This window comes from Actinosynnema sp. NPDC023794 (assembly GCF_040639675.1).
In the GTDB taxonomy this organism is placed as follows: Bacteria; Actinomycetota; Actinomycetes; order Mycobacteriales; family Pseudonocardiaceae; genus Actinosynnema; species Actinosynnema luteola.
The window spans coordinates 163,882-187,097 of the sequence record NZ_JBFAFR010000010.1 but is presented as its reverse complement, the minus strand read 5'-3'; the positions used below and the strand labels follow the sequence as shown (position 1 = coordinate 187,097).

Below are 23,216 nucleotides of genomic sequence, written 5' to 3'. Positions count from 1 at the left end.
ATGACGACGACGCTGCCCGCGGTGGGCCTCGCGCCCGAGGACGCCTCCACCTACGCCGAGTGGTTCGCCTGCCTGGCCGACCCGACCCGCGTGCGCCTGCTGCACACCGTCGCCACCCACTCCGGCGAGATCACCGTGGGCGCGCTGACCGAGGCCGTCGGGGTCAGCCAGTCGACCTGCTCGCACCACCTGCGCAAGCTCGCCGACGTGGGGTTCGTGCGGCTGCGCAAGGAGGGCACCGCGACCCTGGTGTCGGTCAACCCGGCGTGCTGCACGGGCCTGCCGCACGCCGCCGACGCCGTCATGGGCACGATCGTCACCCGGCCGTGCTGCCCGACCGACCTGCCCGCCGACGTCACCGTCCGCCGCCTGACCGAGGACGACTGGTCCGACGTGCGCCGCATCTACGGCGAGGGCATCGCCACCGGCAACGCCACCTTCGAGACCGAGACGCCCAGCCGGCGCACGCTGGAGTCGAAGTGGCTGCCCGGGCACCGCTGGGTCGCCGTCGTCGACGGCCGGGTCGCCGGCTGGGCCGCCGCCACCCCCGTCTCGACCCGTGAGTGCTACTCCGGCGTCGCCGAGACGTCCGTCTACGTCGGCGACGGCTTCCGCGGCCGGGGCGTGGGCAAGGCGCTGCTGCACAAGCAGGTCACCGCCGCCGACGAAGCCGGCCTCTGGACGCTGCAGACCTCCATCTTCCCGGAGAACCGCGCCAGCATCGCCCTGCACCACTCGGCCGGCTACCGCACCGTGGGCGTCCGCGAGCGCATCGCCCAGCACCACGGCGTCTGGCGCGACACCGTCATGCTCGAACGCCGCGCCACCACCACCCCAACCTGCTGACCCCCGCGTGTCCTACGTTCAGCCCGCGAGAGTCCTACGTTCAGAGCGCGTGTGTCCTACGTTCAGGACCCCTGAATTCAACGCTCAGAACAGCCCGGCGGCCACGATCGTGTCCACCGATGTGCGGCTTCGGACCGGGCGGGTGACACTGGGCGCGACGTGATCCGTCTACAAGGGACGGTCGCATGCCGTTGCGCGCCGAATCGGGGTTCCCCGAGCTGATCCGACCCATGCTGGCCTCACCGGGGCAACTCCCGCCGGGGCCCGGGTGGGCGTTCGAGTTCAAGTGGGACGGTGTCCGCACGGTCACCTACGCGCGCGGTGGGCGGGTGCGTGCGATGACCCGGAACGACCTGGAGGTGTCCGCGACCTACCCGGAGGTACGGGCGCTGTCCGCCATCCTGGGTGATCACGAGGCCGTGCTGGACGGTGAGATCGTCGCTCTGGGCGCACGCAAGCAGCCGGACTTCGGCCGGCTCCAGTCCCGGATGCACGTGGCCCGACCGGGCGACGAGCTGCTGGCCCGCGTGCCGGTCGTGTACTACGTGTTCGACCTGCTGCACCTGGACGGCCGGTCGCTGCTCGGCGCGCCGTACGCGGAACGGCGGCAGGAGTTGGCCGCGCTGGGACTGGGCGGTCGGGCAGAGGTCCGCGTGCCCCCGTCGTTCAGCGAGGTGCACGGCGAGGACGTGCTCGCGGTGGCCGAGGACTACGGACTCGAAGGCGTGGTTGCGAAACGGGTCACCTCGCGCTACGAGCCGGGACGGCGTTCGGCGGCGTGGGTGAAGGTGCCGTTGCTGCGCACGCAGGAGGTGCTGATCGGCGGTTGGCAGCCCGGTGACGGTCGCCGTGCGGGCACGATCGGGTCACTGCTGCTCGGTGTGCGGTGCGACGACGGGGTGCACTACGTGGGCAAGGTCGGCACCGGGTTCACCCACTCGGCGTTGCTCGACCTCCAGCAGCGACTGCGGCCGTTGGAGCGCGCGGAGTCGCCGTTCATCGACGCGGTGCCCGCCGATCACGCCCGCCGCGCGCACTGGGTGCGGCCGGAACTGGTCGGCGAGGTCGAGTACCGGACCTGGACCACCGACCGGCGGCTGCGGCACTCGTCGTGGCGCGGGTTGCGGCCGGACAAGGATCCCGACGACGTCCGGATGTCGACGCCGTGAATTGTCGGTGCCCCCTGTTAACGTCCGCGCCGACCGATCGACAGGGGGGAAGGACCGGTGGACGACGACGAGAAGTCGGCGCTGTCGACGTTCTTGGACGCGCAGCGGGGCGCCGTGCTGGCGATCCTCGACGGCCTCGACGAGGAAGCGCTGACGACCGCGGTGCTGCCGTCCGGGTGGACACCGCTCGCCCTGGTCGAACACCTCGGTTACGCCGAGCGGCACTGGTTCCAGGAGATCCTCCGGGGCCACGCCGACGCGTTGCCGTGGCCGGACGACCCCGCGCCGTTCACCACGCCCCGGTCGTCGGCTGAGGTCTTCGCCTTCTACCAGGACCAGCGCGAGCGGTCGAACGCCATCCTCGCCACCACACCGCTGAACACACGCCCGGTCGTGCGGCACCCCGACCAGCTCGGCGACGAGACCACCGACCTGCGCCGGATCGTCCTGCACATGATCGAGGAGACCGCACGCCACGCCGGTCACCTCGACATCTGGCGGGAGCTGCTCGACGGCAAGACAGGGCTGGGCCCGCGCTGACGCCGTACGACGACGGCCCGCCGGCGAGACGGATCGCGCGATGGGTGAGTTGCGACCGATGAGGTGGGGAGGAGGCGGGTGACTGTTGGTGGCTTCTCGGTGAAACGGCCGGCTCGGGTGCGGGAGTTGCTGGAGCGTCACGTCGCCTTCGCCTCGGCCCTGCTGTCCGGCGGAGCCCACCGCGGCGAGCGAGTGCTGTCCCGGCCGCAGTGACGCCGATGACCAGCGATCACCTCGATCCGGCGCAGCAGGCAGTCTCCGGGTTCAGGCCCGGCGTACTTCGACACCATGGCGGACATGGCGACGATCTTCGCCCCGCACGCGCTCCGAGGCGCGGGCGTGCCGTCACGCGGCAAGGTGACGTTGGAGATCACGGTGGCGGAACTGGACGGCTGTGCCGGTCAGGCGGAGGATGCCCGCGGTGTGGGCCCAGTCCAGGAACCGCCCGAGCCGCCAGGGCAGCAGGTCACGGCGACGGAACGCGATCAGGCCGGTGATGTGGTGTGGCCACGGCGAAGTGGCCGCGCTCCAGCACAACGCCACCATCACGGCAACGGGGATGGCGAAGCCGCCCGGAATGCCCACCACCAGTCCGGCGGTCAGGACCAGGACCACGTAGATGTCACGGTGCAGTGCATCGCGCATCAAGGCGCTGGGACGCGCCACCACGTCCTGAGCCTTGACAGGACTCATCACCAACCAGATGGACAGCGTCGGCAACAGAGCGCGGGCCGCACGTTCGTCGAACGCGCCGCCAACGGCGGGCAGGAGCCCGGGAAGCCCGTGCCGAATGACATCCTCGACCGAGAGAACGGCCGTGTACGTCATCCCGGCAACAACGCACAGGAGGAAGTACTGCGGTAGCACGCGGGGGAGCCTGCGCGGGGTGATCCGGGTCGGCGGATCACCGGCGTGGACCGTGCTCCACCAGGCGACGAACACGATCGCCGAGAGCGCCACCAGCAGGTCTGCCCAGTCCACCCAGGTCAGCGGCAGGTGCAACCCCTCCCGCGACAAGTAGCAGATGGCGGTCAGGGCGCTCATCCCGACGAGGAGCAGGGTGGCCGTGAGGCGAGCACGCGTCCCGGTGAGGTCCGTCGCGGAACGCCACAGTTCGTGCACGTGGAAGTCGGTGGCGGAACGTCCCTGTGCCGCAGTGGAAGCCAGGTGCCGTGTCAAGGTGTGCAACCAGCGGTGAACGTCGTCGGGATCGTAGTGGCCCCCACCCGGCCGTGCGTGGTGCGCGGCGACCGAGGGCACGAGCCGGCGCATCAGGTGGGCGTCGAGCTCGTCGGCGTCGAGGCGGGTGAGGTCCCCGGGCGTGCTCGCACGGTCGCGGTAGACGGTGACAGCCAGGTAGAGCCGCAACGGGTTGCCCAGGCACCGTGCCAGCCGACCCCCCGGATGACGGCGAAGGCGTTGCACGACAGGCCGCCATCGGCGTTCGACCTCGGAGGGCCGCGTCCCGTCCGGAAACCGATGGCGCAGCCAACCGACGACGTCCTCGGCGCCCAACGGCCGCATCACGACCGCGGTAGCGTCCTCCAGCGGTTCTTCCTCAGCCAAGGCGTGGTACCGGGCCGTTCGGCAAGTGATCACCACCGCGTCCGGAACCAGCCCCATCGGGAGGTTGAGCGCCGCGAGCACCTGTCCCGCCCTGGACGGCGGGCCGTCATCGGGGTCCATCTCGTCCAAGCCGTCCAGGATGGGCAGGATCCACCGATCCGAGATCAAGGCCTTGGCCGCGCTCGACGGCACTCCGTAGACCCGGGTCAGATGCCCCGCCATCCAGTCGACGAGCCGACGGCGCACCACCTCCGGGTCATCATCGTCCGCGCGGGTGAACCCGGACAGGTTCATCCGGACCGGAACCCGGATACGGCCGGCGGGATCCCGGTCGAGCGCCGTCCTCGCGGCAGCGGCGAGGTCGAGGAGCAAGGTCAGCACGAGCACGGTCTTGCCGGCTCCCGCCTCGCCGAGCACGACCAACCGTCCCTGCGTGAGCCCCCGGTAGTAGGCAGAGATCGTGGCTGCCGAACCGCTGTGTCCGCCACCGTCACCACGCCACCGCACGAGCTCCGCGTCCACCTGCTCGAATCCCGCGTCGGCTGCCTTCAACGCACCAGTGTCACCCAACAAACGCGCCAGCACCCGAGCCTCGTCCTCGCTGATGGCGTCGAGCAGCCGCCGAGCACTCACCGCCGGAGTCCGACCGCTTTCAACGCCGCGGCGCAACGCGACCATCCCCGCCACCGCACCCAGCACCCCGGGAGCCAAAGCCAGGACGTTCGCGATACCCGCCCCGTCGTCGACAGCCGTCTTGCCCAACAACCACCACGTCAACCACACCAGCACGAGCACCGACGCCACCACACCGAGCACGATCGACATCCGCAGCCGCACCCACCCACCCCTTCCGCCCCACCCGTCCATCGCCCGAACGCACCTGGATGTTCCTCCATGGTGGATGGGCCGCTCCGCACGGGCGATGCCTGACACGGTGCGCCCGGCCGGTGGACGTCGCGGAGGACCGGTGATCGAGGTGACCAACCCGGTCGAACCCCGTGCAGCACGGTCGTCAACGACGCGAGGGCGGGCCGGTCAACCAGACCGGCCCGCCCGCGCATCGGGGTTAGCGGACGTAGATGTTCGGTTGGGGCGGGGTGCTCATGCCGCCACCGAGGAAGAAGCTCGGGTGCGGCGGCTGGTTGTAGGCGGTGTTCTGCCACGCGATGGCCACGCGGTACTGGGCGTCGTGCATGAGGGTGTGGATCCGCCGGTCGGTCTGGGTGGTGGTGGCGTAGATGCGCAGCGCGGCGTTGTCGTCGCGCGGCAGGATGACCTCCTCGCGCCAGTCGCCGAACAGGTCACCGGACAGCGACGGCGTGGACTTGGTGCCGTTGACGGAGTGGGCTCCGGTGCCGGTGAGCAGGCGGGTGTCCGCGGAGGTGCCGTACTTGTCGACGTGGTTCCCGTCCAGCAGTTCCCGCACCGGGTCGGCGTCCCACCAGGCGAGGAAGTTCGCGCTGCCCGGCGCACGGCCGACGTTGCCGCCGGAGCCGTTGAACAGGCTGGTCAGCCCGGTGCCCCTGCCCCAGAACTCGGCGCCGGCGTTCCCGGCGTACACGTCGCCGGCCACGCCGCGAGCAGGGCCCTCACAGCTGCAGGTGTTGTTCTTCTGCATGATGGTGGCGCCACTGTTGGCGTCGCGCAGGGTCGCGGCGGCTCCGGAGCTCTGCTCGTGGATCTGCCAGATCTCCTGGCCGGGACGGCTGGGCAGGAAGTCGCTGACGTGCAGGGCGTCGCCGTGGGCGTAGAAGTTGGTGGTGTACCGGCCGGTGCCGTTGGAGTTGATGGTCATGCCACCGTAGATGATCTCGTCGGTGCCGTTGCCGTCGACGTCCGCGATGGACAGCGAGTGGGTGCCGCGGCCGGTCCACTGCCTTCCGGCGGAGCCGGAGTCGAACTTCCAGCGCCGGGTGAGCTGCCCGTCGCGGAAGTCCCACGCCGCGATCGTGCTCTTCTCGTAGTAGCCGCGGCCCATGATGATGCTGGGGCGCTGCCCGTCCAGGTACGCGGTGCCGGCCAGGAACCGGTCGCCTCGGTTGCCGTTGCAGTCGCCCCAGTCGCAGATGTTGCCGCGGGCGGGCTCGAAGGGCACCGTGGACATGGCGGCGCCGGTGAGGCCGTTGAACACGGTCAGGTACTCGGGTCCGGTGATGATGTAGCCGGAGGAGTTGCGGTGGTCGGCACTGCCGTTGCCGATCACCTGACCCGTGCCGGACACCGTGCCGTCGCCCGTCTTGACCGCCAGCTCGGCCCGGCCGTCACCGTCGTAGTCGTACACCTGGAACTGGGTGTAGTGCGCGCCGGCGCGGATGTTGCGGCCCAGGTTGACCCGCCACAGCCGCTGTCCGTTGAGCTTGTAGGCGTCGATGTAGACGTTGCTGGTGACGCCGGACTGGGAGTTGTCCTTCTGGTCGCTGGGATCCCACTTGAGGAAGATCTCGTACTGGCCGTCGCCGTCCGCGTCGCCGACGCTCGCGTCACCGGCCGTGTAGGTGCTCCCCGGCCGGGAGATCGGCACGTCCAGGTAGTTGCCGCCGGTGAAGCGCAGTGACGGCGTGGACGGCTCCTTCTCGACCCCGTCCTCGACCGCGCGGACCGTGTACGAGGCGTCTCCCGCTGCCCCGGAGTCCAGGTAGTTGGTGGAGTTGGTGATGGGGGAGGCGTTCAGCTTCGTCGTGCCCCGGTAGACGTTGAACCCGGTCGAGGCCGACTCGGTCCCGAGCAGCCGCCACGAGACCAGGTTGCCGGTCCCGGAGCGCACGCTCACCAGACCCCGGTCGAGGTCCTCCATCTGCTTGCCGGTGGGCGGGTTGCCCGTGACGTCGGTTTCGAGGTAGTCGACGTTCGCCAGGCCGGCCGCGGTGGTCGGGCTCAACCGGATCGTGTTCGTGCCGGCGACCACCGCCACGGTGAGCGTCTTCGTGACCCACGTGGTCCAGGCGCCGGTCGGGTCGAACGCGGTGCCGGAGTGGACGACCGCACCGTTGACCAGCACGTCCGCCGGGCGGTTGGTGGTCGCTCCGTTGGCGTACCGGACGCCGATGGTCACCGAGCCCGCCGCGGACGCCGTGACGGTGAACTGCGATGACGCCCCGACCGCGTTGTCCGCGTTGCAGAACCCGCTGCCGGAGTAGCCAGCGTGGTTGGACTCGATGACGCCGGCACAGGTGGCCGGTGCGGTTTCCGCCTCGTAGCGGGTCGGAGCCGCCGAAGCCGGGGAGGTGACGACACCGCCCCCGGCAACGGTCAGGGCGACGCCGACAGCGAGCAGCGCGGCGCGCCGCCTGTTTCTGGGCATGACGAACCTCCAGTAGGGAGTCGAACGAGATGGGGTGCCGGTGCGCAGAACGGTGACGGTGACGGCGATGTGCTCGGGCCGACCACGGGCGCCAGGCGGAAGCGCGGTCACCGGGCCGCTGCGGCGCTACCAGCAGACTCGGGGGTCCCTGCGGCGCGAGGTCGTCACGGCGGTGGTTCGCACTCTGACAAAGATGGTGAGCACCGTTGCTCCTTCGTCGGTTCCGGGAACGCTCCCAGACGTGGCCGTGCTGATCCTGCAGCGAGGCTGCAGGGGGTGGATCCTGGTGTTGCTTGAAACGATTCAATTAGCGACGTACTCGTGCTGGAAAGCGCTATCCACGTGGTGGTCACTGCGGCGGCGTGATCACTCGGGCGGCTTTGGTCGTGGTCTGGATCTGTTGGCACCCTGGGAGGTTCGAGCGCCAACGGTGCCGAGGAAGACCGTACGAACGCCACCGTCCCGGTGTCAACAGCCTCGCCGAAAGTTTTCGCTCCGGTGCGAGGACCACCCGGCTGCCACGCCCGGGCGGGATCACGGCTCGCCCCGCGTCTCGGAAGGTCGTCCTCGGGTAGCCCGCGGGTTGGCCACCGGTCCGGGAGGCGGCGTCCTGCCGATCCACCGCGGGTGACGTGGTCGGGGCCCGAGGCCACTGCGGATCAGCCGGGTCGACACGGCGCTTTCGCTGTGCCCGTCAGCGCGGGCGTGACGGTGCGGTTCCGTCCATTGAGGAGGGTCATGGACCTTCTCCTTCCTCACGACGGCCACCGCGCAACGCCTCCGCGAATCCATAGTGGACCGCACTCCGGTTCACCGGCCACGGCCCCGGCGGGATGGTCGCGTCCGACAACCAATCCCGCGACTGCAGTGGCTCGGTGCCGCGGAGCGCGGTCATGATCATCGTCGGGCCCGCCATCCGAGCGTCACCGCCCGCCGCGCCGGATCATCGCCGTCGGCGCGATCGGGCCCAGCAGGTGCAGCACGGTGGACAACCGCGGTAGGTGGTCGCCTGGCTCGCGGACCCACCGCACCGGGCCGTCCGCGGTCGCGCTGGGTGGCAGCGGCAGGTACTGGCCGCTGTTCATCAGCCGCACGTGAGGCTGCAGCACGGGGGAGCCGGCGTCGGCGGTGTCGACCAGGAACGCCCACAAGTCGGCCGACAGCGCCAACGCGGGCAGCGTCGCCTGGACCTGCCCGCCGACCCGGGCGCTCACCAGCAGACCGCCGATGCCGCGCCCGGTGGGCAGGTGCACGTTGCCGTCCGACAGCACCAGCGGCCAACGGCGGCCGATGGCCAAGCGTTCCACGGTCGCGTGCACCTGGTTGGCGTAACGGGTGGCGGCGCACGCCGCTGAGTCGTCCATGGATCCCCCATCCTCGGTGGCAGCTCTCGACAGGGGTTCGGCGGTGGGCCCGAGTCGGTTCGACCACTCGATCAGGTGACTGGCGGGCGGGTTCCGGAGGCGCGGCCTAGCGTGGCCGCCGTGTCGGTGCGGCTGAGCGAGTCGATCATCACGCTGGTGTTGTTCGCGCTGCTGGTGCCGGTGGCGGTGCTGCCGTGGGTGCACTGGCAGTACCGGCGCCACGGTCGGCTGCGCGGGTGGTCGGCGGTCGTGGCGGCGGCCAGTGCGTTGTACGGGTGCGCGCTCGTGGCGTTCACGCTGTTCCCGCTGCCGGTCGTGGCCGACGGGTTCTGCACGAGCCGGTCGCTGCGCGCCTACTGGCAGCCACGCCCGTTCGCGTCGCTGGACGACATCGCCGCCGCCGGCTACTCGCCGACGAGCCCCGCGTTCCTCCAGGTGGCGTTGAACGTGGCGCTGTTCGTGCCGCTGGGTTTCCTGCTGTGCTACCGGTTCCGGCGCGGTGCGGTGGCGGCGACCGCGATCGGGCTGCTGGTGTCGCTCGCGGTGGAGGCGACGCAGGGCACGGCGGTGTTCGGCCTCTACCCGTGCCCGTACCGGATCGCGGACGTGGACGACCTCATGACCAACACCGCGGGCACGGTCGTGGGGTGGTTGCTCGCGCGGTGGGTCGGGCGGCGGCTGCCCGCGGCCGTGCCGGAGCCCGTCGCCGACACCGGGCCGCCGGGTCTGGTGCGGCGGGGGTTGGCGTTCGCGGGCGACCTGCTCACCTTGTCGCTGGCGCAGTTCGCGTGCCGGGCGGTGCTCGTGCTCGTCGGCGAGGGGACCGGGACACCCGGGTTGACCCGGCTCGCGGTCTCGGAATGGTTCGGAGCCGCGCTCGGCGTGCTGGTGCCGGTGGTCGCCACGGTCGTCGTGCCGCTGCTGCGCGCCGACCGGGCCACGCCGGGCCAGGTCGCGTTCAACCTGGCGCCGGCCGACGCGCGCACGGGTGGCACGGCGCCGGCGCGAGCGGTCGTGCTGCGGTTCGCGTTCTGGTGGCTGCCGGTCCTGCTGCTGATCTCCGCCGGGCACAGCGGGATCGTGTTCTTCGCCGCCGTCGTGGTCGGCCTCGCCGCCCGCTCCCGCGCCGACCGCCGCAGTCTGCTGGGCCTGATCTCGACCACCACCACTACCACCGCGCGTGTCGACCGCTCAGGACAACCGTGTCCCACGCCCAGGACCACCGAGTTCAACGCTCAGAACAAGCCGGAGCCCTGAAGCGGCGTTCCGCAGGCAGCACGGCGACAGGCCCGTGGGCCGGAAATCGGCTCACGGGCCTGTCTTTCGCTCACGTCGGATCAGAACGCCTGGTTCGCGAAGCCCTTCCGAGCCGCCGCGGACAGGAACGACTGCCACGCCGCGCTGCTGGTGTGCGGGTCACCGGTGGTGCCCAGTCGCGACTTGGCGGTGGTGAACGCGCTCTGCGTCTTCGGACCCCAGATGCCGTCCACCACCAATCCGGAGCTCATGAAGTTGTTGCACAGCGCCTGCACGAACTTCGTGTCGCTCTCCGACCCCGTCACGCACCGCACCGGCAGGCCGCCGAAGTCGGAGTGGATGTGGTCCTCGTGGGCGGCGTTGTACCAGCCGTCCAGCGCGAACCGGAACCGACGACGGCACACCGCGTCCACCGCCAGGTAACGGCGACGTGTGGCGAGCGTGCCGGAGGCGTGGTCGCGGTCCAGCGGCGACGACACCTGACCGCCGCTCCACCGCACGTGATCGAGGTCCATCGCGGTGCCCGCGCCGTGCTCGCCGGGCTTGTTCACGTAGAAGCCCGCCGACACCAGGTAGGTGATGCTGCCGTACGCCGACGACAGCGACCGCAGGTCCCGGATCCACAGCACCAGGGAGTCGTAGAACGCCTGCGTGGCCTGCCAGTTGCGCAACGTCGTGTTGCCGCGGCCGGACCGCCAGTAGTAGACGGGGGTGCCGTCGATCCGCTGGAACGTGATCATCGGGTCGCCTCCGCGGTGATCAGCCGGCCGCCGGTGAGCCAGCCGGAACGGGTGCCCGCGACACCCAGCGCCTTCGCGTCCGCCGGCACGGCCGGACGGGTCCGGTCCGCGTCGAGCACGCCGGTGAGCGGGGTGGCGTCGACCATCTCGTTGCCGACCCAGTGCACGCGGCCGTCCACCGAGGCGAGGCCGCGCACGGCGACACCGTCCAGGCGGGGGCGGGTCGTCCAGGTGACGCCGTCGCGCGAGGTGTGCAGGACCGTGCCCGAGACGTCGACGGCCGCCACGACCCAGCCGCCGGACGTCGCGGCGACGGCGGTGGCCGACAGGTCGTCGGTCCACTCCAATCCCCGCACGGGCACGGTGTTCCAGCCCGACGCGGTCCGGCGGGCGGCGATGCGGACGACCGAAGCGCGCTCGTGCTTGAGCACCGAGCCGAACGCCAGGCCACCGCCGACGGCGGTGAACTCCGAGCGCACGCCGTGCAGTCGGCGGGCCTCGCGCCACGTGACGCCGTCGGTGGACTCCCAGATCGTCGCGATCGGGTCGCCGCGCAGCGCGCCGACCGCGTGGAAGGTGGAGCCGTCACGGGAGACGTCGACCAGGTCCGCGCCGGCGAGGCCGGTGGTGATGCGCACCGAACCGCCTTCGTCGACGACGACCCACTGGCCGTTCTCCTCGGTCACCATGAGAGGGGTGCCGTCGGACGCGAGGAACACGCCCGCGGCTTTTCGGGGATTGTCCGCGGCGCTCGACGCGGGTGCCGCAGCAGCCGCGTGGGCCGTCAGCGTGCTGGTGAGGGCCGCGGTGGCGGCGGCTCCCAGCACGAACGTTCGCCGATCGAGCACGTCAGTCCTTTCGAGGCAGGGGGAAGTGCTGACGTGGCACAGGGCCGGTTGGAAGTTTTCCAACCCACAAAGTATGGGTGACCCGCCGTTGCGGCAATGGCCCGTTCCGCCCAAACGCTGCCCACCGGCGCACGGAAAGCCACCGGGCGGCGACGACGGCTGGGGTAGGATTCCGGTGTTCGCGACTGGCGTGCCGAGGGTGGGAACGACCACCGGGGAGCGTTGAGCCGAGATGCACCGCGCGCCTGGGTGCTGCGGCAGCGCCCCCGCGCGCGTGGAGGTCGTCATGCACGAACCCGCGATCCCGTCGTTGACCGGAGCGGACCCCGAGGTCGCCCGCCTGGTCCAGGCCGAGGCACGCCGCCAGTTCGAGAAGGTCCGCCTGATCGCCTCGGAGAACTACGTCTCGACCGCCGTCCTCGAAGCCACCGGCTCCGTGCTGACGAACAAGTACTCCGAGGGCTACGCCGGCCGCCGCTACTACGAGGGCCAGCAAGTCGTCGACCCGGTCGAGGAACTGGCCGTCGGGCGGGCCAAGGCGCTGTTCGGCGTCGACCACGCCAACGTCCAGCCCTACTCGGGCTCACCGGCCAACCTCGCCGTCTACCTGGCGTTCCTCGACCCCGGCGACACGGTCATGGGCATGGCCCTGCCCGCCGGCGGGCACCTCACCCACGGCTGGGGCGTGTCGGCCACCGGCAAGTGGTTCCGCAGCGTCCAGTACGGCGTGGCCAAGGAGACCGGCGTGGTCGACCTGGACCAGGTCCGCGACCTGGCCCGCGCCGAACGCCCCAAGGTGATCTTCTGCGGCGGCACGGCCATCCCGCGCACCATCGACTTCCCCGCGTTCGCCGAGATCGCGAACGAGGTCGGCGCCGTCCTCGCGGCCGACATCGCGCACATCGCGGGCCTCGTCGCCGGCGGCGCGCACCCGTCACCGGTCGGGCACGCCCAGGTGATCACCACGACCACCCACAAGACGTTGCGCGGACCGCGCGGCGCGATGATCCTCACCGACGCCGAGCACGCCAAGGCGATCGACAAGGCCGTGTTCCCCGGCCTGCAAGGCGGTCCGCACAACCACACCACGGCGGCCATCGCGGTCGCGCTCGGCGAGGCGTCGGAGCCGTCGTTCGGCCTCTACGCGCACGCCGTCGTGCAGAACGCACGCGCGCTGGCCGCCGCACTGCTCGACCGCGGCTTCGACCTGGTCTCCGGCGGCACCGACAACCACCTGATCCTGGTCGACCTGACCAGCAAGGGCATCGGCGGCAAGCCCGCCGCCAAGGCCTTGGACCGGGCGGGCGTCGAGGCCAACTACAACACCGTCCCGTTCGACCCGCGCAAGCCGTTCGACCCGTCCGGCGTCCGCCTCGGCACGGCCGCCATCACCACCCGCGGCCTCACCGAGGACCACATGCCGCAGGTCGCGGAGTGGATCGACCAGGCCGTCCGGGCCGCGGACGACCCGCGGGTGCTCGACCGCATCGCCGCCGAGGTCGCCGACCTGATGGCGGGCTACCCGATGCCCGGTTGGGCGTAGCGGACCACGTCGGCCAACCGCGCCACGTCCGCCCGGAACGTCTCGTGCCGGACCGTGACGTGGTCGGCGACGCGACCGGTTCCCGGCAGCTGGTCGACGGGCAGCACCGCCCCGTCGACCAGCACCGGGATCACCGGCACCGCGCGTTGCGCCGCACGTTCCACCTCGGCGCGCATCAGGTCGGTCGGCGTCCAGTCCGGCCCGACGACGGCGAGCAGCACGTCGCACTCGCCGACGTCGCCCACCACCGACCGGCCGAAGTCGTCCAGTCGGTCCGCGATGCGCCCGGCGAGGTGCACGTCGTCCGGACGGCGGTAGCTGAGGAACAGCCGCGCCGCCCGCGGCGCCGGGGACAGGTCGATCCCGGCCAACGCGGCGAACGCCCGGTCGCGCACCTCGTCGAGGTCGACGCCGCACCGGGCCAGCACGTCCAGCGCCACGCCCTCGTCCTCCGCGAGCACGCCCAGCAGCAGGTGCTCGGTGCCGACGTGCCGGTGCCCCAACGCCAGCGACTCCCGCACGGCCGACGCCAACGCCCGCTTCGCGCCGGGCGTGAACGGCAGGCGGCCGGGCACCGGCACGACACCCCGCCGCGACACCTCGAGCACCCGCGCCCGACACCCGGCCGGCGACACCCCGACCGCCGCCAGCACCGACGCCGCCGCGCCGCCCTCGCCGACCAACCCGAGCAACAGGTGCTCGGTGCCGATGGCGGTGTGGGCGAACCTCCGCGCTTCCTGGAGGGCGATCACGGAGACCCGGCGCGCGCTCTCGGTGAACCGTTCCAACATCAATTCCTTCGCCACCGGTCGACCAGCCCCGGGATCAGGCTGTCCTCAGTCCATCGCACCGAGTTTCCGGGTGTTACCGGAATTTGTCAGTAGCCGCGCGCCTGCTCTCGGTCATCGCGTCGCTCCCGCCGTGTGCGGTGTGGAGGACGAGGATCAGCTCCGCGTCCGGCCACGCGTGCGCGAGGTCGAACGGCGTGCCGATCAGATTTCCCAGGTCGAGCGTTCCTTGAACGATCACGCCCGGGATGCCCGCGAGCTTCCACGCCTCCTCCAGCACGATCCCCTCGGGCAGCCACGACCCGTGCGCCCAGTAGTGCGTGACGAGCCGGGCGAACGCCAGCCCGTGCTCCGGGTTCTCGAAGCGCAGCCCGCCGGTGGACAACGGTTGCAACGCGTCCTCCCACGTGCACCACTCCAGCGCCGCACGGCGGTGCACGGCCGGGTCCGGGTCCAGGAGCAGCTCCAGGTACCCGGCCGCCGGGTCGCCGGACGGCACGAGTGCGCGGAACCGGGCGTGGGCCTCCGGGAACATCGGTCCCAAGCCCGTGGTCAGCAGGTCGGTTTCCGCCCGCCGGCCGGTGGCCACGCCCGCGTGCACCATCTCCGACACCCGGTGCGGGAACCGCTCGGCGTACACGAGGCCGAGCACCGAGCCCCACGACGCGGCGAACACCAGCCACCGGTCGACGCCCAGGTGCTCGCGCAGCTTCTCCATGTCGCCGATGAGGTGGTCGGTGGTGTTGGTGGACAGGTCCACGACCGGCTGGCCGGCGTGCGGTGTGCTCCGACCGCAGCCGCGCTGGTCGAACAGCACGACCCGGTACGCCGACGGGTCGAAGTACTGCCGGGCGCGGGGCGTGCAGCCCGAGCCCGGCCCGCCGTGCAGCACCACCGCCGGTTTGCCGTCCGGGTTGCCGCACACCTCCCAGTACACGCGGTGCCCGTCGCCGACGTCGAGCATGCCGTGGTCGTACGGCTCGATCTCCGGGTACAGCACGGTTCCTCCCTCACCGATACAACAGTGCTGTTATATTAGTGCTTACGGAATCGGTGGGAACATCGACCGCACGTCCGCGCCACCGACCCAGAGCCCGATCGCGAACGCGGTCGTCGCCTCCAGCAACTCGGCCCGCTCCAACGGCCCGCCGTCCACCGGCACGCACCCGGTCGACCGCACCAGCTCCCGCACGACGTCCAGCGCGTCGGCCGAATCGCCGCACAGCGGCACCCCGAGCGGCCGTCCCCCGAACGTCAACGACGGCTGCCGCCAGACGTCCACGTGGCAGAGGTTGAACGCCTTCACCACCCGCGCCTTCGAGGCGGTCGCGAGCCGTGCGGCGGCACGCGGCTCGTCCAGCACGAACCGGCCCGGCACCACCGAGTTGGTGCAGTCGATCACCACCCGGTCCGGCGCGTGCCCGAGCACCTCGGCCGCCACCGCCGCCGGCACGGCCAGCAGCACCGCGTCCCCGAACGCCACCGCGTCCGCCGGTGATCCCGCGACCGCTCCGATCCTGGCCGCCAACGCCTTCGAGCGCTCCGGTGACCGCCCGCCGATCACCACCTCGTGCCCCGCCCCGACCCAACGGCCACCCAGCGCGGCGGCCATCCCGCCCGACCCCAGCACACCGATCCGCACGATCTCTCCCTCAGTTCGAAGTGATTGGCTTGGTCCGACGCTAAAGAGCCCGACGGGCACCGAATGGTGTCCACGACACAGGGGACCGCTCGTGGACTTCCTCGCCGACTGCCGCGCCAGGCAGGCGTTCGACCTGCTGGCCAACACCTGGAACCCGGTGGTGCTGCACGCGTTGCGGCACGGCCCGCGCCGGCCCGCCGAGCTGCGTCGCGCGATCGGCGGCATCCGGCCGAAGGTGCTCACCGAGACCGTTCGCCGGTTGGAGGGCGCCGGGCTGGTGGTTCGGACGGTGTCGCGCGACCGGGTCGAGTACGGGCTCACCGACCTCGGGCGCAGCCTGCTCGAACCGATCGACGCGCTCGGCCGGTGGGCGCACGAGCGGGGTGACGAGGTCCGGCTTGACGGCTGAAGTAAAACAGTGTTTTATAACATTGTTGTGTAACAGTGTTCTATGAAGGAGGGTCGTGATGGGCGTGCGGGCCGGGTTCGAGAGCCTCGACCGGGAAGTCGTCGTCGACCTGGAGGTGCGCGGCGAGCTGCCGCCCTGGCTGGCCGGCACGTTGGTGCGCAACGGTCCCGCCAAGTTCGAGACCGGCAAGGGGTCGTTCCGCCACTGGTTCGACGGCCTGGCGATGCTGCACCGCTTCGGCTTCGCCGACGGGGCCGTCACCTACCGCAACCGGTACCTGGAGACGCCCAGCTTCCGCTCGGCGCGCGACGACGGCCACATCGCGTTCGGCGAGTTCGCCACGGACCCGTGCCGCTCGATCTTCAACCGCTTCTTCACCCACCCCGCGCTGCGCCGCACGTCGAACGCCAACGTGAACGTGACGTCCGACGGCGACCGGGACTTCGCGCTCACCGAGACGCCCATCGCGGTGGAGTTCGACCGCGAGACCCTGGCGACCGTCGGCCTGGCCGACCACGACGACGCGATCTCCGGCCACGTCACCACCGCGCACCCGCACCGGGCGCCGCTCACCGGCGACCTGGTCAACTACGTGCTGAAGTTCGGCCGGCGCAGCGTCTACCGGGTCTACCGGCAACGCGGCCTCGTTCGGGAACCGATCGCCTCCCTCCCCGCCGATCGTCCGGGCTACCTGCACAGCTTCGCCGTCACCGAGCGGCACGTCGTGCTGGCCGTGTTCCCGTTCGTGGTCAACCCGCTGGCGCTGCTGCTGCGCGCCAGGCCGTTCATCGAGAACTACCGGTGGCGGCCGGAACTGGGCACCCGGTTCGTGGTGTTCGACCAGCGGGACGGCTCGGTGGTCGCCGACGAGCGCGCCGAAGCGTTCTTCGCGTTCCACCACATCAACGCCTACGACGAGGACGGCCGGGTCGTCGTGGACATCGCCGCGTACCCGGATGCCACGGTGGTCGACGCGCTGTACCTGGACAAGGTGCGCGGTGAGGGGGAGTTGCCGCTGTCGTTCCCGACGCGGTACGAGGTCGACCTCTCGGGCGGCGGCATCCGGTCGCGGCGGCTCGCGTCAGACTCGTTGGAGCTCCCGCGCATCGCGTACGGGTCGCACAACGGTCGCGACTACCGGTACGCCTACGGCGTCGGCTCCCACGACAACGGCACGCGCGACTTCCTCAACCAGCTGGTCAAGGTGGATGTCCTCAGTGGACGGACGAGTCGCTGGCACGAGCCCGGCCGCTACCCGGGCGAGCCGGTGTTCGTGCCCGCGCCCGGTGCTCGCGCCGAGGACGACGGTGTGCTGCTGTCGGTGGTGCTCGACGCCTCGGCCGGGCGGTCCGGTCTGCTGGTGCTCGACGCGGCCACGTTCACGGAGATCGCGCGGGCCGAAGTGCCGCACGCCATCCCGTTCGGCTTCCACGGTCAGTTCACGTCTCGTCGGGTCACGTCGCGTCGATCGTGAGCACGCAGCCGTCGGGGTCGACGTCGGGCACGTCGGGCTCGTCGAACCAGAGGCCGTTGTCGCCGAGGTAGCGGAACCGGTGCGTGCCGGGGGAGAGGATCACGGTGACCGTGCGGGTGCCGTCGCGGCGGGGCAGCAGCTCGTGGACGCCGGGGGTCCAGTCGTTGAACGTGCCGACCACGCTCACCGGCCCGCGCGGCTGGTCGAGGGGCAGTGAGAAGGTCACGCGGCGCTTCGGGCCGAACAGGCGAGTGCTGCGGAGCATCGTTCTCCCTCGCGAGTCGATCTTGCCATGCCTTCGGGGCCACCAGCGTCGCGGTGCGGTGGCAACCTTTCAAGCCGGCGCGCCTGTTCGAAGTGGACGGTCACCCATCGGTGTGACGTCGTCGCGCACTCCCTCTGCGACCCCTTGGGGCCAGTGCCTCGCCCGCCACACTTGCGCACCTCCGCCCCCACTGCCGAACCCGCGCATTGTGGACCGGCATGGTGGAGCGCGCCCGGCAACCGCAGCTCTGACCGCCCTACCCGGAACCCTTGCGGCTCTTGTGGCGACAAACGCTCCAACCAGGCACAATGGACCGAAGGCACCGTCACCTCAGCCGCCGCACCAGCTTCGGCGATCACTCCAACGGGCGAATGAAGTGTCAACGGGCAACTTGTCGAGCCCGAGCCGCGTTGCCGGGAAAGAAGGGAGGCGGCACAGCGCGGCGGACCCGTCTGCACGGCGGACGGGCGAGGTCGAGTCGGTAGCGCGAGTGGACGGTAGCGAGGTCGAGTCGGTAGGAGAGCGGACGGTAGGAGGATGGACGGTTGGCGGACGAGGCGAGATCGGCCGGTGGCACTCCCGCCCCGCACCCACCGGCCTCCGATCGCGCCAGGGCCTCCGACCGCGCCAGAGCCCCCGACCACACCGGACCGGGCCCGCCGCCGACAGCTCCGCGACGAGTACAAGCGCGCGGAACGTGAGGCCCGCGCGGCGTCGCTGCCGATGAGCCGCGAGCAGCTCACCGCGCTCGTCGAGTTCGTGGACGCGCTCGTGGTCTCGGAGGGCTGCGACCACACCCTGCGCCACACCCGGACGTGGGTCGAGGGCCGGGGGCACGAGTACGGGCACGCGCACGGGCGCGTCGGGTGCCGGGGCCTCGAATCGGGTCAGCTCGACTGGGGGCCGGTCGCCGAGGGGTTGGCCGAGCTCGGCGGTTATTGCGATTGCGAGGTCGTCATGAACTGCGACCCGGAGGATGTGTTCGGGTAACCCGATCGACGCACCCCCGCCCAGTTCGCGGCCTGCCGGCGACTCACCCGCGACCAGCCCACCCGCTTGGGCTCGTGAGGGCGTTGGGGCGCTTGCGGTGTACGCGGTGCCGCTGCCGGGGGTGAGCGGGCGATGAGGTGCTCGCCGGGTGTGGTTCGCGGGATGCGGGCTCAGGCTCAGGGGTGGGCGGTGGTTGCGCCGTGTCGCCGGAGGCGCCTGATCGGGAAGAGGAGAGCGGGAAGGAGGAGTGTTCACTCCTTTCCACTTCAACTTATAGCGCACAGGGGGGCTTGCGGCAAGACCCGGGGAGTGCCGCAGAATCGCTCGCCGTAGGGAATGAGCTGCGGTGATGGGGGTGCGGCATGGGTCGGTCCGGAGTGGGTCGGGGGCGAAGTCGGGGTGGGAGAGCGGGATCACAAACGGTGCACGGGCTGCAAAGTTGCAGTGAGTGCAGGTTTTTCCTTACCCTGATCGAGTGACCAATCAGGCGGCCGAAGGGCTTCGCGACCGCAAGAAGCGGCAGACCCGCAGGGCTTTGGGGCACGCGGCCGTCCGCCTGGTCGCCGAGCACGGCCTCGACCACGTGACCGTCGAGGACATCAGCGCCGCCGCCGGGGTCTCACCCCGCACGTTCTTCAACTACTTCGCCGGCAAGGAGGACGCCGTCCTCGGCCCCGACCCGGACGCCGGTCCGCGCATGCGCGCCCGCGTGCTCGCCCAACCGGCGGACCTGTCCGCCGCCGCGGCGGTGCGCGAGGCACTGCTGGCCGAGGTCGCGGCGGAGTTGGCGGACGACCGCGAGCTGTGGCTGCAACGGATGCGGGTGGTCCAGCAGCACCCCGTGCTGCTGGCCAGGCTGTTCTTCGGCGGCGAAGCCCTGGAGCGCGACCTGGTCGCCGGCATCGCCGAACGGGTCGGCCTGCCCGCCGACGACACCTACCCGCTGCTGCTCGGCGCGGCGGCGGGCGCGGCGTTCCGGGTGGCGGTGGCCCGCTGGTCCAGCACCGCCGCACCGCTGCACGACCTGCTCGCCGAAACGCTCGACCTGATCGCCGCGGGGCTCGCCGACCCGCCCCGCAACCACCGCGGCTGAACCACCGCCGAAGTACCGCCGAACCCACGGCCGAACCACGGTTCTGCACCACCGCGTCACCGTCAAAGACAACACTGGGGGATCCGATGTCCACCGAAACCGGCACGACTTCGCGCCGGGACGTCGTGCAAGCGATGTCCGGCCTCATGCTGGGCATGTTCATGGCCATCCTCGCGTCGACCATCGTGTCGAACGCGTTGCCGCGCATCATCGCGGACCTGCACGGTTCGCAGTCCGTCTACACCTGGGTCGTCACGACCGAACTGCTGGCCATGACGGCGACCGTGCCGCTGTGGGGCAAGCTCGCCGACCTCTACAGCCGCAAGCTGCTGATCCAGCTCTCGCTCGGCCTGTTCGTGGTGGGCTCGCTCATCGCGGGCTTCGCCCCGAACGTCGAGGTGCTCATCGCGAGCCGCATCGTGCAGGGCCTCGGCGCGGGCGGCATGACGGCGTTGGCCACGATCGTGATGGCGGCGATGATCCCGCCGCGCGAGATGGGCCGCTACGCCGGCATCTTCGGCGCCGTGTTCGGCGTCGGCACGGTCGCCGGCCCGCTCATCGGCGGCGTCATGGTGGACACCTCGTGGCTGGGCTGGCGCTGGTGCTTCTTCATCGGCGTCCCGTTCACCCTCGCCTCGATCTTCCTGCTCCAGCGCACGCTGCACCTGCCGGTCGTGCGCAAGGAAGTCAAGATCGACTACCTGGGCGCGGTGCTGATCGTCGGCGGTGTCTCCACGCTGCTGGTGTGGTCGACGCTGGCGGGCCACCAGTTCGAGTGGGCCTCGGCGTGGACCGCGCTGCTCGTGACGGTCGGCGTGGTACTGCTGGGACTGGCCGTGTGGGTCGAGTCGCGGGCGGCCGACCCGATCGTGCCGCTGACGATCTTCGCCAACCGGACGGTGGCGCTGACCACGTTGGCCAGCGCGCTGGTCGGTGTGGCGATGTTCGGCGGCACGGTGTTCCTGTCGCAGTACTTCCAGATCGGCATGGGCAAGACGCCCACGCAGGCGGGCCTGATGAGCCTGCCGATGATCTTCGGCCTGCTGGTGTCGTCGACGGTCGCCGGTCAGCTGATCACCAAGTGGGGCAAGTGGAAGGCCTTCCTGATCGCCGGTGGCGTGATCATGGTCGGCGGGATGCTGCTGCTGGCCACGATCGACGCGAACACCAGCGTGTTCGTGGTCAGCGTGCACATGGCCGTGCTGGGGATCGGCGTCGGCATGCTCATGCAGAACCTGGTGCTGGCCGCGCAGAACGACGTGCCCGCCCGCGACCTCGGCAGCACGACCTCGACCCTCACGTTCTTCCGCAGCCTCGGCGGCGCGATCGGCGTGAGCGCGTTGGGCGCGGTGCTGGCGAACCGGGTGACCGCGTTGAGCGAGGAGAAGTTCGGCCCGGCGCCCACCGGCGGCGAGGCGACGGTGCCCGACCTGGCGCTGCTGCCGGAGCCGGTGCGGGTGATCGTGCGCGAGATCTACGCCACGGCCACCGCCGAGCTGTTCCTGATCGGCGCTCCGATCGCCGTGCTGGCGCTGGTGGCGGTGCTGTTCATCAAGGAGAAGCCGCTCAAGACGCTCAGCGGTGACGAGCGGTTGGCGGCGGAGATGGCCGCCGGTCACTAGCGGGCCACTGGCGGCCACCAGCCGCCCTGCGGCTCGACGGCGGGAAGACACGGTGTCGCACTTGTCCGGCTCACGGTCGGACAAGTGCGACACTTTCGCGCGTGTCAGGACTGCGCGAACGCAAGAAGCTCGCCACCCGGACGGCGTTGGCCGACGCCGCCCTGCGGCTGTGCGTGGAGCACGGGCTCGACGGGGTGACCGTCGAACAGGTGGCCAACGAGGCGGGCGTCTCGCTGCGCACGTTCTTCAACTACTTCTCCTCCAAAGAGGAGGCCGTGGTCGCGGGTGACGTCGCCACGGCCGCCGCGTTCGTCCACGCCTTCGCCGCCAGGCCCGAGGAGGAGCCGGTGCTGCCGGCGTTGCAGGCGGCTTTGGTGGACGTCGTGCCCGACCGCATCGACCCGGAACGGGTGGCGCAGCTGCGCGCGTTGCGCCGCACGCCCGCCCTGCTGCCGCACCAGATCGCCGCGTTCGCCGTGCAGGAACGGGAGCTCGCCGCCGTCGTCGCCGCACGGGTCGGCGTCGACCCGGCCACCGACCTCTACCCGGCGATGTTCGCGGCCACCGTGATGGCGACCCTGCGGGTGGTCGTCGGCTGGTGGCTGGACGCCACCGAACGCCCCGAGCTGTCGGAGCTGATCGGCGTGATGATCGACCGGCTGGACGCGGGTTTCGCCGCCGTCCACCCGAGCGGGGACTAGGACTCCCGTATCGCTCCTACCGGGGACGCAGTAGCCGCCACCCCGCCGTCGTACTCGGCGTGGGCGTCGGCGACCGCCTGCTGGGCTGAGCGCAACACACGCCAACCGGCGGGTGGGGGGCGTTCGTCCCCACCAGCCGGGACGCGCGTGGTCAGTCGCCGATGGTGATGGGCTTGGCGTCGACCGGGTCGATCGTGGTGACGTCCGCCGCGCCGCAGGCGCTCAGCAGTTCGGCGCGCTTGTCCGCGTCCGCGTACTCCTGGCCGAAGTGGAACGGCAGCGCGAACTTCGGCCGGGTGGCCGCCACCAGTTCGCCGAGGTCCTCGGCCGTCATGTGGCCGCGGCGGTGGATGCTCTCGCCCACGTCGCGCGTCAAGCCGAACGCCTCACCGATCAGGACGTCGCAGCCGGCGAAGTCGTGCTGGTGCGAGGGCACCGGGCCGGTGTCGGCGGTGAACCCGATCTTCGCCCGATCGGTTTCGACCACGACGCCGTAGCACGGCACCGGGTGGTCCGTCGGCACGAGGCGCATCGTCAGCTGCCCGCCCAGCGCCACGGCCTCCTCGGCGCACTCGACCCACGCGAGGTCGAACGCCCGTTCGGGGTATTGGACCTGCAGCAGCTCCTTGAGCCCGGCCAGGACCGACGGGTGTCCCACGACCGTGAGCTTGAGCAGCGGGACGTCACCCTCCCGGTTGAGCAGGCTGCGGGTGAACACGAAGTTGGCGAACCCGCCGGCGTGGTCGGAGTGCAGGTGCGACACGTACACGTGGGTGACGTCGGTAGGTGACAACCCGGCGGCCTGGAGCCTGCCGACAGGGTCGACGCCGACGTCGAGCATCACCTCGGCGTCGTCCACGGCTAAGTGGAACGACGTGGTCGGGCCGGCGCTCGAATTCGACCAATGGCCCAGGGTGGTCACGTGGATGTCGGTCGTCACGGATGACCTCGATTCAGGGGGGATGGCGGTCGTGGCTCCGCAGGCCCTCTCGGGCAGGGCGGAGCGACGACCCGGGATGTCCTTTGTGGTCACCGCCCGGATTTCCGGCCCCAGCGGC

General features: G+C 71.1%; 22 protein-coding genes and 1 riboswitch. Of the genes, 12 read left to right on the top strand and 10 right to left on the bottom strand.

Annotation, left to right across the window (positions count from 1 at the left end; genetic code table 11):
• The 4 genes from AB0H12_RS22255 (at nt 1) to AB0H12_RS22240 (ending at nt 2,768) form a co-directional block, all read left to right on the top strand.
• The gene (locus AB0H12_RS22255) at nt 1-846 is read left to right on the top strand and encodes a helix-turn-helix domain-containing GNAT family N-acetyltransferase (protein WP_499624822.1); all 846 of its coding nucleotides are present in this window, start codon (nt 1-3) and stop codon (nt 844-846) included.
• Nucleotides 847-1,031: 185 nt separating this feature from the next.
• On the top strand, nt 1,032-2,015 hold the full coding sequence (gene ligD, locus AB0H12_RS22250) for a non-homologous end-joining DNA ligase (RefSeq protein ID WP_499624820.1): 984 nt from the start codon (nt 1,032-1,034) through the stop codon (nt 2,013-2,015).
• A gap of 57 nt (nt 2,016-2,072) precedes the next feature.
• Nucleotides 2,073-2,555 (top strand): DinB family protein, encoded by a 483-nt coding sequence (locus AB0H12_RS22245; RefSeq protein ID WP_499624818.1) that lies wholly within the window; start codon nt 2,073-2,075, stop codon nt 2,553-2,555.
• Between the two features lie 78 nt (nt 2,556-2,633).
• Nucleotides 2,634-2,768 carry a hypothetical protein gene (locus tag AB0H12_RS22240; RefSeq protein ID WP_499624816.1) on the top strand — a complete coding sequence of 45 codons (135 nt, stop codon included), beginning with the start codon at nt 2,634-2,636 and terminating at the stop codon, nt 2,766-2,768.
• A 132-nt stretch (nt 2,769-2,900) separates the two neighbouring features.
• Here AB0H12_RS22240 and AB0H12_RS22235 read toward each other — a convergent pair whose 3' ends face one another.
• From AB0H12_RS22235 to AB0H12_RS22225, 3 genes are all read right to left on the bottom strand, one after another.
• On the bottom strand, nt 2,901-4,958 hold the full coding sequence (locus AB0H12_RS22235; protein ID WP_499624814.1) for an NACHT domain-containing protein: 2,058 nt from the start codon (nt 4,956-4,958) through the stop codon (nt 2,901-2,903).
• 229 nt (nt 4,959-5,187) lie between these two features.
• Nucleotides 5,188-7,422, bottom strand: a complete 2,235-nt coding sequence (locus AB0H12_RS22230; RefSeq protein WP_499624813.1) for a rhamnogalacturonan lyase family protein — start codon at nt 7,420-7,422, stop codon at nt 5,188-5,190.
• A gap of 923 nt (nt 7,423-8,345) precedes the next feature.
• Nucleotides 8,346-8,786 carry a hypothetical protein gene (locus tag AB0H12_RS22225; RefSeq protein WP_499624811.1) on the bottom strand — a complete coding sequence of 147 codons (441 nt, stop codon included), beginning with the start codon at nt 8,784-8,786 and terminating at the stop codon, nt 8,346-8,348.
• 120 nt (nt 8,787-8,906) lie between these two features.
• Between AB0H12_RS22225 and AB0H12_RS22220 the strand changes: the two genes are divergently transcribed.
• The gene (locus tag AB0H12_RS22220) at nt 8,907-10,043 is read left to right on the top strand and encodes a VanZ family protein (protein WP_499624809.1); all 1,137 of its coding nucleotides are present in this window, start codon (nt 8,907-8,909) and stop codon (nt 10,041-10,043) included.
• An 80-nt stretch (nt 10,044-10,123) separates the two neighbouring features.
• Here AB0H12_RS22220 and AB0H12_RS22215 read toward each other — a convergent pair whose 3' ends face one another.
• Together AB0H12_RS22215 and AB0H12_RS22210 are read right to left on the bottom strand one after the other, a co-directional pair.
• Entirely contained in the window at nt 10,124-10,783 is a 660-nt protein-coding gene (locus AB0H12_RS22215; RefSeq protein ID WP_230571578.1) for an extensin family protein, read from the bottom strand.
• Nucleotides 10,780-11,631, bottom strand: a complete 852-nt coding sequence (locus AB0H12_RS22210; protein ID WP_499624807.1) for a hypothetical protein — start codon at nt 11,629-11,631, stop codon at nt 10,780-10,782. Before AB0H12_RS22210 ends, AB0H12_RS22215 begins: the two co-directional genes overlap by 4 nt.
• A 171-nt stretch (nt 11,632-11,802) precedes the next feature.
• Nucleotides 11,803-11,889: riboswitch (ZMP/ZTP riboswitch) on the top strand.
• A gap of 28 nt (nt 11,890-11,917) precedes the next feature.
• Here AB0H12_RS22210 and glyA point away from each other — a divergent pair.
• Nucleotides 11,918-13,174, top strand: coding sequence for a serine hydroxymethyltransferase (gene glyA / locus AB0H12_RS22205; RefSeq protein WP_499624805.1), 1,257 nt, complete (start codon nt 11,918-11,920; stop codon nt 13,172-13,174).
• Here the strand turns inward: glyA and AB0H12_RS22200 are convergent.
• From AB0H12_RS22200 to AB0H12_RS22190, 3 genes are all read right to left on the bottom strand, one after another.
• Nucleotides 13,150-13,965 carry a Clp protease N-terminal domain-containing protein gene (locus AB0H12_RS22200; protein WP_499624803.1) on the bottom strand — a complete coding sequence of 272 codons (816 nt, stop codon included), beginning with the start codon at nt 13,963-13,965 and terminating at the stop codon, nt 13,150-13,152. The two genes, glyA and AB0H12_RS22200, sit on opposite strands and share 25 nt — an antisense overlap.
• A gap of 73 nt (nt 13,966-14,038) precedes the next feature.
• Entirely contained in the window at nt 14,039-14,962 is a 924-nt protein-coding gene (pip, locus tag AB0H12_RS22195; protein ID WP_499624801.1) for a prolyl aminopeptidase, read from the bottom strand.
• 42 nt (nt 14,963-15,004) lie between these two features.
• Nucleotides 15,005-15,604, bottom strand: a complete 600-nt coding sequence (locus AB0H12_RS22190) for an NADPH-dependent F420 reductase (RefSeq protein ID WP_499624799.1) — start codon at nt 15,602-15,604, stop codon at nt 15,005-15,007.
• Nucleotides 15,605-15,695: 91 nt separating this feature from the next.
• Here AB0H12_RS22190 and AB0H12_RS22185 point away from each other — a divergent pair, with 91 nt between their 5' ends.
• Both AB0H12_RS22185 and AB0H12_RS22180 read left to right on the top strand, forming a co-directional pair.
• Entirely contained in the window at nt 15,696-16,013 is a 318-nt protein-coding gene (locus tag AB0H12_RS22185; RefSeq protein WP_499624798.1) for a winged helix-turn-helix transcriptional regulator, read from the top strand.
• A gap of 58 nt (nt 16,014-16,071) precedes the next feature.
• Nucleotides 16,072-17,487 (top strand): carotenoid oxygenase family protein, encoded by a 1,416-nt coding sequence (locus AB0H12_RS22180; protein ID WP_499624796.1) that lies wholly within the window; start codon nt 16,072-16,074, stop codon nt 17,485-17,487.
• On the opposite strand, the gene AB0H12_RS22175 is transcribed toward AB0H12_RS22180, so the two are convergent.
• Nucleotides 17,468-17,752 (bottom strand): early set domain-containing protein, encoded by a 285-nt coding sequence (locus AB0H12_RS22175; RefSeq protein WP_499624794.1) that lies wholly within the window; start codon nt 17,750-17,752, stop codon nt 17,468-17,470. The two genes, AB0H12_RS22180 and AB0H12_RS22175, sit on opposite strands and share 20 nt — an antisense overlap.
• A 570-nt stretch (nt 17,753-18,322) precedes the next feature.
• On the opposite strand from AB0H12_RS22175, the gene AB0H12_RS22170 reads away from it, so the two are divergent.
• The 4 genes from AB0H12_RS22170 to AB0H12_RS22155 all read left to right on the top strand — a co-directional run bounded on the left by AB0H12_RS22170 (nt 18,323) and on the right by AB0H12_RS22155 (nt 22,158).
• Nucleotides 18,323-18,742 (top strand): DUF2695 domain-containing protein, encoded by a 420-nt coding sequence (locus AB0H12_RS22170; RefSeq protein WP_499624793.1) that lies wholly within the window; start codon nt 18,323-18,325, stop codon nt 18,740-18,742.
• Nucleotides 18,743-19,217: 475 nt separating this feature from the next.
• Entirely contained in the window at nt 19,218-19,835 is a 618-nt protein-coding gene (locus AB0H12_RS22165; RefSeq protein ID WP_499624792.1) for a TetR/AcrR family transcriptional regulator, read from the top strand.
• A gap of 86 nt (nt 19,836-19,921) precedes the next feature.
• Nucleotides 19,922-21,457, top strand: a complete 1,536-nt coding sequence (locus AB0H12_RS22160; protein WP_499624790.1) for an MDR family MFS transporter — start codon at nt 19,922-19,924, stop codon at nt 21,455-21,457.
• A gap of 101 nt (nt 21,458-21,558) precedes the next feature.
• The gene (locus AB0H12_RS22155) at nt 21,559-22,158 is read left to right on the top strand and encodes a TetR/AcrR family transcriptional regulator (protein ID WP_499624789.1); all 600 of its coding nucleotides are present in this window, start codon (nt 21,559-21,561) and stop codon (nt 22,156-22,158) included.
• Nucleotides 22,159-22,309: 151 nt separating this feature from the next.
• On the opposite strand, the gene AB0H12_RS22150 is transcribed toward AB0H12_RS22155, so the two are convergent.
• Nucleotides 22,310-23,098 (bottom strand): MBL fold metallo-hydrolase, encoded by a 789-nt coding sequence (locus AB0H12_RS22150; RefSeq protein WP_499624787.1) that lies wholly within the window; start codon nt 23,096-23,098, stop codon nt 22,310-22,312.
• Nucleotides 23,099-23,216: the final 118 nt, after the last annotated feature.

What these genes read in the sequence shown, in the direction of transcription:
- AB0H12_RS22255 (WP_499624822.1), top strand. Translation starts at nt 1, where the DNA reads ATGACGACGACGCTGCCCGCGGTGGGCCTCGCGCCCGAGGACGCCTCC.
- AB0H12_RS22215 (WP_230571578.1), bottom strand. Translation starts at nt 10,783, where the DNA reads ATGATCACGTTCCAGCGGATCGACGGCACCCCCGTCTACTACTGGCGG.
- ligD (WP_499624820.1), top strand. Translation starts at nt 1,032, where the DNA reads ATGCCGTTGCGCGCCGAATCGGGGTTCCCCGAGCTGATCCGACCCATG.
- AB0H12_RS22230 (WP_499624813.1), bottom strand. Translation starts at nt 7,422, where the DNA reads ATGCCCAGAAACAGGCGGCGCGCCGCGCTGCTCGCTGTCGGCGTCGCC.
- AB0H12_RS22180 (WP_499624796.1), top strand. Translation starts at nt 16,072, where the DNA reads ATGGGCGTGCGGGCCGGGTTCGAGAGCCTCGACCGGGAAGTCGTCGTC.
- glyA (WP_499624805.1), top strand. Translation starts at nt 11,918, where the DNA reads ATGCACGAACCCGCGATCCCGTCGTTGACCGGAGCGGACCCCGAGGTC.
- AB0H12_RS22175 (WP_499624794.1), bottom strand. Translation starts at nt 17,752, where the DNA reads ATGCTCCGCAGCACTCGCCTGTTCGGCCCGAAGCGCCGCGTGACCTTC.
- AB0H12_RS22160 (WP_499624790.1), top strand. Translation starts at nt 19,922, where the DNA reads ATGTCCACCGAAACCGGCACGACTTCGCGCCGGGACGTCGTGCAAGCG.
- AB0H12_RS22225 (WP_499624811.1), bottom strand. Translation starts at nt 8,786, where the DNA reads ATGGACGACTCAGCGGCGTGCGCCGCCACCCGTTACGCCAACCAGGTG.
- AB0H12_RS22200 (WP_499624803.1), bottom strand. Translation starts at nt 13,965, where the DNA reads ATGTTGGAACGGTTCACCGAGAGCGCGCGCCGGGTCTCCGTGATCGCC.